The organism is Microcoleus sp. AT8-A3 (assembly GCF_036705675.1).
In the GTDB taxonomy this organism is placed as follows: domain Bacteria; phylum Cyanobacteriota; class Cyanobacteriia; order Cyanobacteriales; family Microcoleaceae; genus Microcoleus.
Window position 1 is genome coordinate 1 of the sequence record NZ_JAUBVD010000100.1, and the last position, 12,297, is coordinate 12,297.

19 protein-coding genes and 1 pseudogene are annotated in these 12,297 nt (G+C 41.8%); 16 read left to right on the top strand and 4 right to left on the bottom strand.

Annotation, left to right across the window (positions count from 1 at the left end; all coding sequences use genetic code 11):
* Positions 1 to 608: 608 nt before the first annotated feature.
* The gene (locus QUB51_RS29130; protein ID WP_333264392.1) at positions 609 to 917 is read right to left on the bottom strand and encodes a hypothetical protein; all 309 of its coding nucleotides are present in this window, start codon (positions 915 to 917) and stop codon (positions 609 to 611) included.
* On the opposite strand from QUB51_RS29130, the gene QUB51_RS29135 reads away from it, so the two are divergent.
* From QUB51_RS29135 to QUB51_RS29190, 12 genes are all read left to right on the top strand, one after another.
* Positions 912 to 1,157 (top strand): hypothetical protein, encoded by a 246-nt coding sequence (locus QUB51_RS29135; RefSeq protein WP_333264389.1) that lies wholly within the window; start codon positions 912 to 914, stop codon positions 1,155 to 1,157. The genes QUB51_RS29130 and QUB51_RS29135 overlap by 6 nt on opposite strands.
* 152 nt (positions 1,158 to 1,309) lie before the next feature.
* On the top strand, positions 1,310 to 1,486 hold the full coding sequence (locus QUB51_RS29140; protein WP_333264386.1) for a hypothetical protein: 177 nt from the start codon (positions 1,310 to 1,312) through the stop codon (positions 1,484 to 1,486).
* Between the two features lie 91 nt (positions 1,487 to 1,577).
* Positions 1,578 to 1,823 carry a hypothetical protein gene (locus QUB51_RS29145; protein ID WP_333058526.1) on the top strand — a complete coding sequence of 82 codons (246 nt, stop codon included), beginning with the start codon at positions 1,578 to 1,580 and terminating at the stop codon, positions 1,821 to 1,823.
* Positions 1,824 to 2,313: 490 nt separating this feature from the next.
* The gene (locus tag QUB51_RS29150) at positions 2,314 to 2,526 is read left to right on the top strand and encodes a hypothetical protein (protein ID WP_333251272.1); all 213 of its coding nucleotides are present in this window, start codon (positions 2,314 to 2,316) and stop codon (positions 2,524 to 2,526) included.
* 12 nt (positions 2,527 to 2,538) lie between these two features.
* Complete coding sequence (locus QUB51_RS29155; RefSeq protein ID WP_333234268.1) at positions 2,539 to 2,730, top strand: BrnT family toxin; 192 nt, start codon at positions 2,539 to 2,541, stop codon at positions 2,728 to 2,730.
* Positions 2,714 to 2,974, top strand: coding sequence for a hypothetical protein (locus QUB51_RS29160; protein ID WP_333157776.1), 261 nt, complete (start codon positions 2,714 to 2,716; stop codon positions 2,972 to 2,974). The genes QUB51_RS29155 and QUB51_RS29160 overlap by 17 nt, the downstream gene beginning before the upstream one ends.
* 133 nt (positions 2,975 to 3,107) lie before the next feature.
* Positions 3,108 to 3,716, top strand: a complete 609-nt coding sequence (locus tag QUB51_RS29165) for a Uma2 family endonuclease (protein WP_333264383.1) — start codon at positions 3,108 to 3,110, stop codon at positions 3,714 to 3,716.
* A gap of 64 nt (positions 3,717 to 3,780) precedes the next feature.
* Positions 3,781 to 4,398 carry a Uma2 family endonuclease gene (locus tag QUB51_RS29170; protein WP_333264380.1) on the top strand — a complete coding sequence of 206 codons (618 nt, stop codon included), beginning with the start codon at positions 3,781 to 3,783 and terminating at the stop codon, positions 4,396 to 4,398.
* A gap of 45 nt (positions 4,399 to 4,443) precedes the next feature.
* Positions 4,444 to 5,568: an AAA family ATPase gene (locus tag QUB51_RS29175; RefSeq protein WP_333264377.1), complete on the top strand. Its 1,125-nt coding sequence runs from the start codon at positions 4,444 to 4,446 to the stop codon at positions 5,566 to 5,568.
* Positions 5,565 to 6,242: a DUF3226 domain-containing protein gene (locus tag QUB51_RS29180; RefSeq protein ID WP_333264374.1), complete on the top strand. Its 678-nt coding sequence runs from the start codon at positions 5,565 to 5,567 to the stop codon at positions 6,240 to 6,242. The genes QUB51_RS29175 and QUB51_RS29180 overlap by 4 nt, the downstream gene beginning before the upstream one ends.
* A gap of 111 nt (positions 6,243 to 6,353) precedes the next feature.
* Positions 6,354 to 6,551 carry a DUF433 domain-containing protein gene (locus QUB51_RS29185; RefSeq protein WP_333264370.1) on the top strand — a complete coding sequence of 66 codons (198 nt, stop codon included), beginning with the start codon at positions 6,354 to 6,356 and terminating at the stop codon, positions 6,549 to 6,551.
* Between the two features lie 25 nt (positions 6,552 to 6,576).
* Complete coding sequence (locus tag QUB51_RS29190; protein ID WP_333264367.1) at positions 6,577 to 7,560, top strand: hypothetical protein; 984 nt, start codon at positions 6,577 to 6,579, stop codon at positions 7,558 to 7,560.
* A 116-nt stretch (positions 7,561 to 7,676) separates the two neighbouring features.
* Here QUB51_RS29190 and QUB51_RS29195 read toward each other — a convergent pair whose 3' ends face one another.
* Positions 7,677 to 9,086 carry a hypothetical protein gene (locus QUB51_RS29195; RefSeq protein ID WP_333264364.1) on the bottom strand — a complete coding sequence of 470 codons (1,410 nt, stop codon included), beginning with the start codon at positions 9,084 to 9,086 and terminating at the stop codon, positions 7,677 to 7,679.
* Positions 9,087 to 9,500: 414 nt separating this feature from the next.
* On the opposite strand from QUB51_RS29195, the gene QUB51_RS29200 reads away from it, so the two are divergent.
* The 4 genes from QUB51_RS29200 to QUB51_RS29215 all read left to right on the top strand — a co-directional run bounded on the left by QUB51_RS29200 (position 9,501) and on the right by QUB51_RS29215 (position 11,329).
* Positions 9,501 to 10,700, top strand: coding sequence for an NB-ARC domain-containing protein (locus tag QUB51_RS29200; protein ID WP_333264361.1), 1,200 nt, complete (start codon positions 9,501 to 9,503; stop codon positions 10,698 to 10,700).
* A gap of 61 nt (positions 10,701 to 10,761) precedes the next feature.
* Positions 10,762 to 10,971: a type II toxin-antitoxin system HicB family antitoxin gene (locus tag QUB51_RS29205; protein WP_333264358.1), complete on the top strand. Its 210-nt coding sequence runs from the start codon at positions 10,762 to 10,764 to the stop codon at positions 10,969 to 10,971.
* 35 nt (positions 10,972 to 11,006) lie between these two features.
* Positions 11,007 to 11,198: a type II toxin-antitoxin system HicA family toxin gene (locus QUB51_RS29210; RefSeq protein ID WP_333109692.1), complete on the top strand. Its 192-nt coding sequence runs from the start codon at positions 11,007 to 11,009 to the stop codon at positions 11,196 to 11,198.
* Complete coding sequence (locus tag QUB51_RS29215; protein WP_333198866.1) at positions 11,195 to 11,329, top strand: hypothetical protein; 135 nt, start codon at positions 11,195 to 11,197, stop codon at positions 11,327 to 11,329. The genes QUB51_RS29210 and QUB51_RS29215 overlap by 4 nt, the downstream gene beginning before the upstream one ends.
* Before the next feature lie 16 nt (positions 11,330 to 11,345).
* Here the strand turns inward: QUB51_RS29215 and QUB51_RS29220 are convergent, their stop codons facing one another.
* Positions 11,346 to 11,924, bottom strand: coding sequence for a Uma2 family endonuclease (locus QUB51_RS29220; RefSeq protein ID WP_333212807.1), 579 nt, complete (start codon positions 11,922 to 11,924; stop codon positions 11,346 to 11,348).
* 232 nt (positions 11,925 to 12,156) lie between these two features.
* Positions 12,157 to 12,297: pseudogene (locus tag QUB51_RS29225) on the bottom strand (photosystem II q(b) protein); the annotation flags it as partial.

The following is a 12,297-nucleotide window of genomic DNA, read 5'->3' on the forward strand; positions in this document are numbered from 1 at the left end:
TAGATTTTAGATTTTAGATTTTAGATTTTAGATTTTAGATTTTAGATTTTAGATTTTAGATTTTAGAATTGAAGCATTGGCCCCACGGATAAATTTCGGGGGCAAGTTTCATCGGATACAGGTTTTTTATTTCTGGACGGATGAATGACGTGGCGGGTATCCTCGATGCTTTCGGTTAGAGTTTTTTCAGTAATTGTGAATTACACAAACTAGAGTTGCTGTCAACTATCTTTATATTGAGTTAAGGAATTAATTGTTTAAAAAGTGATAGAGTAATTTTATTCCTTGCAATTGCGTCGGCTGCGCCCGATCGTAAGTGTAAATAACTATCAAATATGGCTAATCTGTCATGCCCGTGCAATTTTCTAGAGGCTTTTGTAAAATCAAGTTTTTCAAGGCATTAGCACTTGGTTTTTCAATTGCAGCTATTTGCCCCGCACTCCTATCAGCTCTAAGTCTTGGCGAGTCGATGGTTGCTACCGACTCAGGGGTGCAAGCGCCAATTTTGCATGATCATTTACCGTCTCAATTCAAACTAGATCAAGAAACAGCAGACGATCGCGATCGGCTTCGTGATTTATACTCGGGTTCAGAATTAGATAAAGACACTACAGAGCAAGAAAATAGCATCCCGGAGTTCGATCAATTGACCCAAAGTGAGGCCCCAGAAACTCTCCCTCCATTGCCGAACCGAGGAGAAAACAGACACGAATTTCCGATTCCCAACCCGCGACGGCCAAATCCGGCTCCTCTCCCATAACCCGCGCCGCCAGCGCCCTTGCTTTCAGCCGAACAGCTTTTGCCGCCTGCTGTTCCCCCACCGACACAGCCTGCATAATTGCTAAGATTGCGGGTACGATAAAAGTCGATCGATTTGAAGTAGTTGGCAGTTGACTTACCGCGAGCCGATCGTGCAAAATCCGAGAAGAGAAATCGCGATCGGTATCGGTACCAGCAGGCGAGAAAGCGATACATCTTTGCTGGGAAAGGATTTTCCGTTGTCGCCGGAAGCAGATAATCGGGGCAGAAATCGGGTTGCGGTGCTGAGGCTGTTTCAGGATTTTACTCAGAGGGGAGAGAGATGTCTTGGCGGGGCGATCGCACTTTTGTCAGGGAGTGGCAGCATTTGGCGCTACGGTGAGCAGCAGCAGCCCTGACAGTCGATTTTTGATTTGGCGGGGTCATTCGATTTTAGATTTTAGATTTTAGATTTTGGATTGACCCCACGGATAAATTTGGGGGCTTGAGGATTTTAGATTTTAGATTTTGGATTGATTCCACGGAATAAATCACGTGGCGGGTACCACCTTTGAAATTCGCTTGTCAATTGCAGTACGTGCGGTTGTGGGTTCCTGAGAAGCTGCTGCTGGTGCGATCGGGTGTGAAATTGGCTGGGGCAGAGCTTTTGTCGATCGAACCATTGGGTATAGGGGACTCAGACACATTGCGGGGCTACCGTCAATCGATTTTAGATTTTAGATTTTAGATTTTAGATTTTAGAGGCGACCCCACGGATAAATGCTCTTTCTTGAGGATTTTCGATTTTCGATTTTCGATTGATTCCACGGATAAATCACGTGGCGGGTACCACCTTTGAAATTCCTGGTCAGGAGGCTTTGCTGGCCGATAGCGGGATTTGTGATTCAGCCGAGTTGCGGTATCCGATGCAAGCGCACCCGCGACAACCAAGGAGTTTTGCAGGTGACGGCGTTTGTGGATTTTGGCAATGTTTGGAATCCCAGGGAAAGCGCGGTTTTGGAAGCGAATACTTTGCTGTCAGCCCGATTGCGGCTGCGGTGACTGTACGGCGAAAGGTGGAATAATCGCGAAGGCTGGGGAATTCCTGTGATTGATATTAAGTCGAGCAACAGGAGTTTACAAGAGCGCGGGCTGTATTGTTCTCTATAATTCAAACCTTTTTAGGAAAAGAGTCGTTTTGCCCTTGGCGGAACTGAGCAATTCCGCTATATAGTAATAAGTATCATTTGGCACTCCTCTGTAGATGCCAAGAGTGTATTTTACTGATAATCTTTAAATTAAACTATGTCTAAGGTGCGGTTGCTGCTTTTAAGTTCTTTTGCTTCCGGTTTTGGGCTTTGCTCAATCATTTTGGCGATGTTTACGATGACTTCCCGGCTGTCGTTTACGTCTTTTTTTACATTTGTTTTAACTTTGGTGTTTTTTGGAATTAATCTGCTTTTTGCTTTGCATTATTATACATCGCTTACTAAGCAATTGAGTGTTAAAACTAAAAGGAAAGCGAGAATTTAGCGGTGGTGAAGCAGAAGCGGAAAAAGGCATGGAGACTTTTTTATGGAATTTGAATGGAATCCAGACAAAGCGACACTAAATGTTGAGAAGCATGGTGTTTCCTTTCAAGAAGCCACAACCATATTTAATGACCACGAATTTCTTGATGCTACCCGCCACGTGATTTATCCGTGGAATCAATCCCAAATCGAAAATCGAAAATCCTCAAGCCCCCCGCATTTATCCGTGGGGTCGCCTCTAAAATCTAAAATCTAAAATCTAAAATCGATTGACCCGCTATCTGTAACTTTTCCCGATCCTCAGCATTCCATCGGAGAAAGCCGGTACGTTATTATTGGTATATCCAGGTATGGACAACTTTTAATTGTTGCACACACCGATCGAGGAGAAAAAGTAAGAATCATCAGTGCCAGAAAAGCTACCCGCCAGGAGCAGAGGTTTTATGAAGAAGGATATTGAGAACGAAATGGAAGACGAATTACTTGCTGAGTATGACTTTGCTCAGATGAAAGGAGGTGTTAAAGGCAAGTATGTTGAGCAATATCGTGCAGGGACAAACTTGGTGCTTTTAGACCCCGATATTGCCCAAGCTTTTCCTAATGATGCAGCAGTGAATGACGCATTGAGGATGTTAATCAAAATTGCACAGCGCCAGCAGTCAAATACTGCGGTGCAGCGGAGCCACGAAGGATCTCAACTTTGAGAACGCGATGTCAGGAGATTGTGCGATCGCCCATATTATTTATTTGCTCAAAAAGCGATCGCCTGTGCGTTGAGACAATTATCTAGCTGCCAGCCATAATTATTTAAGGTCTAATTATTTAGGAGGTGCGATCGTGGTTATTACTCAAACCAACCCGCCAAATCTTCCCGATGCGACAAAGACTCGCTTTACTCCAGATGAATACCGGGCGATCGAGGAAACAGCCGAAGAACGTCACGAATACTGTAACGGAGAGATTATCGCTATGCCAGGAGGTTCCCCTGCTCACAGCCGTATTGCCGTAGACATTACGACTTTTCTTAACGTGGCTGTGCGAGACACAAATTTTCAAACCTACAACGGAGACTTACGAATTTGGATTCCTAGCTTCAATCATGGAACTTATCCTGATGTTATGGTAATTGATGGCGAACCGGAATTCAATGGCGATCGCACGGATGAAATTCTCAATCCTTTACTGATTGTGGAGGTTCTTTCCCCCTCTACTGAAGGCTACGATCGAGGTGAAAAGTTCAGAAAATATCGCTCTCTTGCTAGTTTTTGTGAATATTTGCTGGTTAGTCAAGCTGAACCCTATATTGAGCAATATTATAATGGCGATCGCCCAAGTAGCGATCGTTGGCAATGGCAAGTTTGCGATCGGGTCGATCGGGCGATCGTCCTGCACAGTTTAAATATAGAACTTCGGATGTCTGAAGTCTATCGCCACATTAATTTTTAATGGCGATTTTTTAGACTTTGAAATGGATTCTATTGAACGAGAAATATAATTTTAGGAAAAAGCGATGGCTACTCTAATTCAAAACCAAAGGTCAAACCTCACTGAAAACCAAGTTGAAACACCTGCAGATAAAAAAATCTGGACTGATGCAGAATTCATGGCACTCAACCGAGATGGACACCGCTATGAAATTGTGAATGGAGAACTAATTGACATGGGGAATTCGGGTGCAAAACACGGTTATATTTGCAGTATCTTGATGATTTTGCTCGGTGGGTATGTCCACATTCAAAAGCTAGGCGCGATGTTCGACTCCAGCACTGCTTTTAAGATGAAATCAGGAAACAAGCGATCGCCCGATGTTTCCTTCATGGCAAAAGAACGCCTGCAAGGGCTAGATGAGCTCCCCGATGGCTTCCTAGAAGGTGCGCCGGATCTGGCCGTAGAAATCCTTTCTCCTAGCAATACAGTGGCAGAAATTCACGACAAACTCGTAGAATATTTCGAGAATGGGGCGCGTTTAGTCTGGGTGATTCATCCTCAAGAACAGTATGTGTTAGTTTATCGATCGTCCCAAGAACCCGATCGCCTGCTTAAGTCCGTTAACTCCCTCGATGGGGAAGAAATCGTCCCCGGTTTTACTCTCCCGATTGCCGAGTTATTTCAGAAACTGGCTTTTTAAGCAAATATGATATAAGCTAGTTATAAAAACTTATAGGAATCTTGTATGCTGGAGTCATTTCAGATACACAACTTTAGACTATTTAAACACCTTGAAGTTAAAAATCTGGGTCGTGTCAACCTGATTGTTGGCAAGAATAATTCAGGAAAGAGTACATTTCTTGAAGCAGTAGAACTATATGCCAGCAACGCTTCTGCTACCGTCATGCTTGAACTTGTAGAGTCTAGGCAAGAGACTTGGTTTAGCGAAGCTCAGCCACATTCCCAAAATTTTATCAGTAATCCTGTGCGGCATCTATTCTTTGGGCATAAATTGCCCAGCATAGGAGGAGATGGGATTTCTCTTGGAGAAGTTTCTTCAAACATAAAACTCCGGATCGGCGCTGGCGCATACCAGAATAAAAATGATGACGAAGGCACAATCAGGAAAATTCGCATCTCTGATGTGGAGTTTGACGAAGATATATCTAATGTTGAAGTTTTTCTCGTAGCAGAAGAAGGCGAAAGAACTAGAAGAATTTTCAGATTAGATAGAAATATCAGAGACATTCGACGTAGCTCTAGAATTTTTTATGAAAGGCAGGAATCAGAGTTAAAATACACGTGGCAGATTGTTTATACAGCAAATATGCCTAATCGAAAATTAGCTGCTCTTTGGGATTTAACGAGCTTGACAGATTTAGAGTCGGAGGTTATTTCTGCGCTTCGTTTAATTGACGAGCGAGTTACTGGAGTCGCTTTTGTAGAGGACTTTAGTATAGGTACTGCAAGTGACAACCGTGTTCCTTTAGTAAAAATTAAAGGCATAGACGAACCATTACCTCTCAAGAGCATGGGAGATGGTATGACTCGTTTGTTTCATATAATTGTTGCACTTGTGAATGCTCGAAATGGACTTCTATTAATTGATGAATTTGAAAATGGATTGCACTGGAGCGTGCAACCGAAAGTTTGGGATATTGTTTTTCAGATATCGGAGAGACTTAATGTTCAAATTTTTGCAACAACTCACAGCCGCGATTGTATCAAGGGTTTCTACCAAGCCTGGAATAACTATCCTACCCTGGGTGCTTTCTTCAGATTGGATGCCAAAAATGAATCGATAAAAGCAACAGAATATACATCTGAGACCCTGAGTGATTCTATTGACATGGATGTTGAAGTACGATGAGTAATACAAGCGAGGTGTCTGAGAAGGATAGTGTTTGCAAGCAAGATACAGATAGAGTTTTACTTGTTGAAGGAGATAATGATTGCCATGTGGTGATGGCTTTATGCAAAGCTCATAATGTTCCTAAGACTTTCGGCATCTATCAATGCGGTTCAGATATCGGGGTTTTGAAGCGACTAAATGCGCTGATTATACGTCCTAATCCTCCTCAAGTAATAGGAGTTATGCTTGATGCTGACAAGCCTTCTCTTGAAGGCAGATGGCAAAGTATAAAAGGCAAGTTACAACATTACAACTATACGTTACCGAACAAACCTGATGCTGATGGAACGGTAGTCGAGCCTTCTTCAGATGAACCTAAACTGGGGTTTTGGCTGATGCCTAATAATCAAGATTCTGGTATGTTAGAAGACTTTTGTGCTGAACTTGCAGAACCAGCATCTTTGACATTTGCACGAGAATGTGTTGAACAGGCACAGGATAGTAAAGTAACAACATTCAAAGACGTGCATCGTAGTAAAGCAGTGATTCATACATATCTTGCTTGGCATGATGAACCTGGTTATCCTTTGGGAAAGGCAATTACAAGTCAAGCTTTGCGTCCTCACACAGATGTCGCTGTAAAATTCAGTAATTGGTTAATACGTTTATTTGTGGAAGGAGCGCTCGCGTAATTCCCGCGCTCGTCCTCAGAGAGCGATCGCAAAGTATAATAGAGTTAATTTATCTCAAAATTCCACGGAATAAGCTAGTAATATAAAAATAACTTCTAGGAGGCTATAAAAATGACAAGCATACCTAACGAACAAACATCTATCATCCGTACAGAAAGAGGACTAGCGATCGCAGGTACCCGCATCACCATCTACGACATCATGGACTATGTGACGGCTCAATATCCGCCTAAGTTTATCAGGGGATTGTTTGAGCTTACAGAGGAACAAATTAACGTGGCTTTAACTTATATTGAAGATAGGCTGTAAATATCCTCTAGCTTTTAAGGGACAAATGAAAGTTACAAAACAATTATTACTAACAAGTTTGGGGTTTGTTACTTTGAGTTGGGGAGCAGTAACCCAAATTCAGGGGATACCGAGAGCGATCGCTCAAACACAAGTTCCCATGAGGTTACAACACGCGGAAGGAACTTATACCCTTACGGTGTCAGAAACCAATACCACAAAATCTGCTTATGGGGGTCAATTGCGCCTCTATGACGTGCATATTGCGAAGATGTTTGAGGTGACATATTCGGACTGTCAGGAGATACCCAACGCTGGCGGTAGAACTTGGTACTACCGCGCCGGAAATGGTAAAATTGATATGGGGCAATTCAGAATAAACTGTCAGTTGGCTAGCGATATTGCTAATACTTATGGTTTAGGGAAACCAGAGCGTACTGCGATCGAATATTCTCAGGGGGAGGCTGGGCGGCCCATATCGAGGACTCGTTCTATTCCAATTTTAGATATTACTGGTAATAAAATTCAGCGGTGGACTAATTTTGTGCAAGGGTTTCGCCCTCAGTCTGCTAATTCTGAAAGTGGTAATTCGCGATCGAGTATTTCTTTTCCAGTTCGTGAAATTGTATCGCAGATTCAAGGTAAGACGAGAGTACCAATTTTTCTCCCCAGTCAGCTTCCATTCTCAGAAAAAATTTACTTAAAAAACCGAGTAGAAACAAATGGCTATAGTGTTGAAATGGGCCACATACCTAATTGCAGCAGTACGCCTTGCTATATCGGGAGTATCTCAGCAGAAAGAGGTGGAGAACCAGCCCAACCGCCCCCTAGAGGATTCAGGAGTGAATTCAAAACCATTCAATTAGCCGGCAGAACACAAGGAGTTTTTTCTAATGGCTGCGGTGCTTACTGCACGGCCTTAGTGGAGTGGCAGTATCAAGGCGTTTTGTATCGAGTAACGATGAAGAATGGGCGTGAGGAAACGCTTGTTCAAATAGCTAATTCTGCTATAGAAGCTGGGCCTCGCTAGTTAAATGTGCAGATAACAGTGCGTCATGGCAAGTCCTCTTCTCCAATTGGAGATTTATTTTGCCTGACGCAGCGTAAAACTGCTATCTAGATAGAAAGCATATCAATTCTAAACTTTTAAGCCGGAAATTTCGCCTGCCAAACATTGTTTTTAATTTGTTCCTCTAATTCATTGACCACCCACATTACACTATGTTCTGGCTCGCTCAAAATAGATTTTTTAATGTCATGTAAAGAGTTGACTAAATCTTCACGCAAACGGGGCTTGTCTTCTTTAACTCCTTGCGTATAATCCCAATAATCCCAAGCGATTAAACCTATGGCAAGGGTAGGCTCAATCATACTTCCTAGTTTCGCAGAAAGAGCAGCTACAGCTTTACTACCTGCTTTAGCAGCAATTGTAGCCGTAATTTTAGCAGTCCCAGCAGCACCTACAAATCTTACTAAAGATACTTCATCTCCTCGTTCATTTTGTAGCCTAAAATTTATACCTTCTAAATATTTAGCCCAGTCGGATTGGGGAATTGTATACATTTTTGGTACATCATCAAACTCCTTAGATAATTGTTCAATATAAAAATTAGCTGTATCAATTACTATTGTATGAAATTTCATCTCTGCTGAATTTGCTTGCAATACTCTCCTCGAAAATTCTCTTTGAATATTGTCATTTATGCTTTTGGCAATCTTTTCATTGACTATAGTCGGATTAAACCCATTCATAACATTCTCGCCTATATATTGAAAAAGAACACCAAATTCTTGCTGTTTCTGATTAAAATAATTAAAATACCAATTTAAAAAATCCGTATCAATTCGATTTATTAAATCAGCTTCCCACCGATTCAATTCATTGTTAGCATATTGTTTAGCACTTTGATTGGCACTGTTCACAGCTTTTTTGAAAGCTTCTTCTCTTCCACCAAAGGCCACTATAGATTGAGTAACTTCTAGGGAGGGATGAGAGGTTAATTCTGCCGCTAAAGCCTGACTCATAACTAATCGTCCCAGTAACGGGATGAATACAATTAGAATTATAATCGACCAAATAATGATACTAACTATCTTAGAAACTTTTACAATCCGCGATTTTTGAGTAGGTTCTTCAGTAAGCTGAGATTCACCAGATTCTTTAGCCTTCAACTCAATGGCCACTAATTCTTGAGCGCCCAAGACATCAGTTAATTTTTGGTCTAGCTTTTTGGCAATCAACTGACGACCATAAGGTATTCCATTTGAATGACAAACAAGGTTATTCTTTTCGTCTAAAAACACCTGTCCTAAAATTTGCCCTTCGGCATGCTCTTGGCGAATAATTGCTCCTTTTTTTAAATTAGGAGTTCCTGGACGATCGCTCTGGAAATAACTTATAGCTTCCTCAAAGGTTATCTCCTCTAAAACTTCAGATGTCCCCAGAATGCGTGGCAAACATTTATTAAATTCGCCAACTATCCGCTGCACATCCCCAGAAGTGAGTTTCTGCTCTCCTTGAGAGGCGTCTTTGGCAAACCAGTTAAACGGTGTCATATTTCCTCCAGAGCATTTGATAACTTATAAACTTCTACTATATTCCTTATATCTCTCCCGATCATAATTTAATATGAAAATGTATTTTTGGCTATTCATAAAAGTGTTATTTGGTGTACAGTTACCTTTTTTTAAAAAATTTATTAAGAAGAAAAAGTGTTATTTAGTTTTCCAGGTGTTATAAAGTGTGATATAGTGTGATGGTCAAAACTCAACCCCCTTTTAGGTATGGACATCCAAGAGGTTTTACAATGGACTGACGAGCAAGTATTTGTGAAGACGGGAAAACATATTGATTCATTACAAAGCTCTATCTTAAAAGAAGTTTGGGAGGGGGAGAAATATCATAAGATAGCTAAAAAGTGCAATCGTAGTGAAGATCATATTAAACAAGTTTCTAGGAAATTATGGAAGATGCTTTCTGACATATTGGGAGACGATATTAAACAATCTAATGTTCGCTCTATTTTAGAAAGCAAAGCAGTATCTAGTATTTACAATTTTGGTAACTCTTCACAGATTGTTAATAGTAAAATTAATAGAACTCATATCAATATCTGTGGAGAAAAAAGGCAAGATGCAGAAGAGGCCAAGCAGCGATCGCCCTTTCCCCCTGAATCTCCCCAAAATCAAGCCCGATCGCCCATAATCGATTTAACAGACGCACCCGAACTCCCTTACTTTTACGATCGCACTTCCGCACTCTCCACCCTCACAGAATGGATTTTACAAGCCCACACCCGCTTAATTACCATCTACGGCTTAAGTGGAATTGGCAAAAGCGCGATCGCCCTCAAACTCATCGAACAAACTAAAACCGAATTTGATTATATTATTTGGTTAAGCCTCACCCACACACCCGCACTTTCAACCGTCCAAACCGAACTCAAGCAATTTTTTGGGCGATCGCAACAACTCCCATTACCCACAATCATCGATTATTTCCGATCTTCTCGCTGTCTAGTAATTCTTGATGACGTACAGAATATTTTTAGTAGCAGTCAATTAGCAGGTCAATATTTAGCAGGCTATGAAGATTATGGCAAATTTTTTAAACAAATTGCCACATCCTCTCATCAGAGTTGTTTAATCCTCCTCAGTTGGGAAAAACCCAAAGAACTCGCGAATTTAGAAGCCGAGAACCTCTCCACCCGAAGCTTACACCTCAAAGGGTTAGGACAACAAGCCGCAGAAATTTTTCAACAAAAAGGATTAGTCGATGAGGAAAAATGGTCAGACTTGATCGCCCTTTATCAAGGTCATCCTTCCTGGTTAAATATCATTGCTGCAACTATTTTGGAGTTGTTTGATGGTAGCGTTTCCCTGTTTTTATCCGAGGTAAATGATTTATTCTTGGGTGACTTAGAACCCATCTTGGAATCTCACCTACATCGTTTATTAGATGCCGAAAAAAAGGCGTTATACTGGTTAGCCACTCAAAATGAAGCTGTAGATATTTCCCGACAACCTGCTGATAGTGAATTATCCCAATCAGAATTTTGGCAAGCCATACAATCTTTAGGCCGACGCAGCTTAGTGGAAAAAGTGTTAGTAGGAGGGCGATCGCTCTTTTTCCTCAATCCCGTATTCAAAGCATACATTCAGTGCAGGTGAAATATTATATAATATATGAGAGATTACATTTCTTACATTTAACGAATAGAAAGCGAATCTTATGAAAACATTTACCGCTATAATCGAAAAAGATTCTGATACCAAGCTTTACGTTGGTTATATTCCTGGATTTCCTGGGGCGCATTCCCAGGGAGAAACCTTGGATGAGTTACACGAGAATCTGCGTGAGGTAATTGAGATGCTCCTAGAAGATGATACTCTCGTCATTCAGACTGAGTTTATAGGTACACAACAGATTGCGATCCGATAAACACGAGCAATATCCCAGTTCTGAAACCACAGGAAATAGTCCGCATACTAGAGAATCTTGACTTTGTAGAGGTGCGTCAAAAAGGCTCACATAAGCAGTTCCGTCACCAAGATGGGCGAGGAACTACTGTTCCTTTTCATAAAGGGCGTGATATATCACCTCGATTGCTTCAGCGGATTGCAATTGATATTGGCTTGACAGTTGAGGAAATGTTGGAGTCCCGGTGAGTTTACGTGAACTACGTGACTACTTTTTGCCCCAATTGCTGCTGCAAAACTACCGAAATCCGGGAACTGAAACTGCTGGGAAACAAACTCCCGCCAAGGCAAAATGTGAGGGGAAAGCAGGATTTTTTTAATCGCTCTTCTCAACTTCTACAACGATCGCATAAAAGCATTCACCGCATCATATTGGTCTGCCATACGGGAATAGAACTCGATCGATCGCAAATCCAAATCCGCCAAAAGTTCGCTCTTACTCACCAACTCATATCCCGTTGGGCGCAAACAATAAACCGAAATTACCCCATCCTCCCAAAACCAAACCTCCTGCACACCCACCCGACGATAGATTTCCAGCGTATCAATCCCACCACTCGTCACTGTCACCTCGATCGCCAAATCTGGAACTGACTTGCGCGTACCCAAACAGTAAGACTCATCTGGTTCCTTCCGCGCGCCTAATTTCTTCATCCCGATAGTTGTACTACCACGCCCATAGAAACGGATGTTTTTCATCCGCATATAAATCTCTAAAAGCTGGCCTAAAGTGTTTTTAGGTTCTTCGTGGGCCTCAGATAAAGGAGCCATAATTTCTAAACACCCATCCAAATAAGTTAAACGCGCCCCAGTGTCCGCCAAATCAGCATCCAATTTTTCCAGAGTCTCCCATGTCACGTTTGACAGGAAAGCCGCACCTTTACCCAATCCTGCTTTAGAAATTGCGACAACCATCTGACTTACCTTTCACAATCATTTTTCCATAATATACGACTTCAAAAATTTGCAGTCTATCGCCATACTAAATCCGGCTGTAATATTCTATTCTTTAGTCTCGCGTTGCGCGGACTTCGTTTGTGTAGTAGCGGTTTCAACCGCCGAGTCTGATTGTTCCAAAAAATATTTTTCCCCAAACAAAAAGCGCCCCTATTTCTAGGAGCGCTTTTTGTTAATCAAAAACTAAAACTTAGCCATTGATAGAAGGAGCAACCAAAGCTACAGGAGTGACTTCACTAGCAGCCAAATCAAGCGGGAAGTTGTGAGCATTGCGCTCGTGCATTACTTCCATACCCAAGTTAGCGCGGTTGATGACATCAGCCCAGGTATT

Excerpts from the sequence above, each read along its gene's own strand:
- QUB51_RS29185 (WP_333264370.1), top strand. The coding sequence starts at position 6,354 with ATGACAAGCATACCTAACGAACAAACATCTATCATCCGTACAGAAAGA.
- QUB51_RS29150 (WP_333251272.1), top strand. The coding sequence starts at position 2,314 with ATGGAATTTGAATGGAATCCAGACAAAGCGACACTAAATGTTGAGAAG.
- QUB51_RS29220 (WP_333212807.1), bottom strand. The coding sequence starts at position 11,924 with ATGGTTGTCGCAATTTCTAAAGCAGGATTGGGTAAAGGTGCGGCTTTC.
- QUB51_RS29190 (WP_333264367.1), top strand. The coding sequence starts at position 6,577 with ATGAAAGTTACAAAACAATTATTACTAACAAGTTTGGGGTTTGTTACT.
- QUB51_RS29205 (WP_333264358.1), top strand. The coding sequence starts at position 10,762 with ATGAAAACATTTACCGCTATAATCGAAAAAGATTCTGATACCAAGCTT.
- QUB51_RS29195 (WP_333264364.1), bottom strand. The coding sequence starts at position 9,086 with ATGACACCGTTTAACTGGTTTGCCAAAGACGCCTCTCAAGGAGAGCAG.
- QUB51_RS29175 (WP_333264377.1), top strand. The coding sequence starts at position 4,444 with ATGCTGGAGTCATTTCAGATACACAACTTTAGACTATTTAAACACCTT.
- QUB51_RS29160 (WP_333157776.1), top strand. The coding sequence starts at position 2,714 with ATGAAGAAGGATATTGAGAACGAAATGGAAGACGAATTACTTGCTGAG.
- QUB51_RS29200 (WP_333264361.1), top strand. The coding sequence starts at position 9,501 with ATGCTTTCTGACATATTGGGAGACGATATTAAACAATCTAATGTTCGC.
- QUB51_RS29170 (WP_333264380.1), top strand. The coding sequence starts at position 3,781 with ATGGCTACTCTAATTCAAAACCAAAGGTCAAACCTCACTGAAAACCAA.
- QUB51_RS29180 (WP_333264374.1), top strand. The coding sequence starts at position 5,565 with ATGAGTAATACAAGCGAGGTGTCTGAGAAGGATAGTGTTTGCAAGCAA.